Genomic DNA, 407 nt, shown 5'->3' with positions numbered 1-407 from the left:
CGGCCGAGGTGCTCGCCACCGCCGCCGGCGCACCGCCGGCCCGGGCACGCCAGGCCCGCCGGTCGTCGCCGGACCCGAAGCCGTGCCGCGCCAGCAGCGGCGCGACGCGCGCGTCGAGCCAGCGCTGGTAGTCGCGGGGCACGTACGCGCCGTCGCCGTACAGGCGCTGGTACCGCGGCAGCAGCGCGGGACGGTGGGTGCGCAGCCAGTCCCCCGTCACCGCCTTGACGGCACCGCGCAGGTGCAGCGCGAGGACGGTCACGGACGTGGCACCCGCGTCGCGCAGCGCGCGCAGCAGCGCGTCCAGGTGCTCCTCGTCGTCCGTCAGCCACGGCAGCACCGGCGCGACCAGCACACCGCACTCCAGCCCGGCCTCACGTGCCGCGCCCACCGGGTCGAGCCTGCCG

At 78.6% G+C, this 407-nt stretch carries 1 protein-coding gene; it reads right to left on the bottom strand.

The window, feature by feature from the left end:
• A partial coding sequence (locus AEA42_RS22640) for a hypothetical protein (RefSeq protein WP_197278432.1) occupies nucleotides 1-407 on the bottom strand: 407 nt, incomplete at both ends.

Source organism: Shewanella sp. Sh95 (assembly GCF_001308045.1).
GTDB lineage: Bacteria > Pseudomonadota > Gammaproteobacteria > Enterobacterales > Shewanellaceae > Shewanella > Shewanella xiamenensis.
This window is presented reverse-complemented; position numbering and strand designations above follow the sequence as displayed.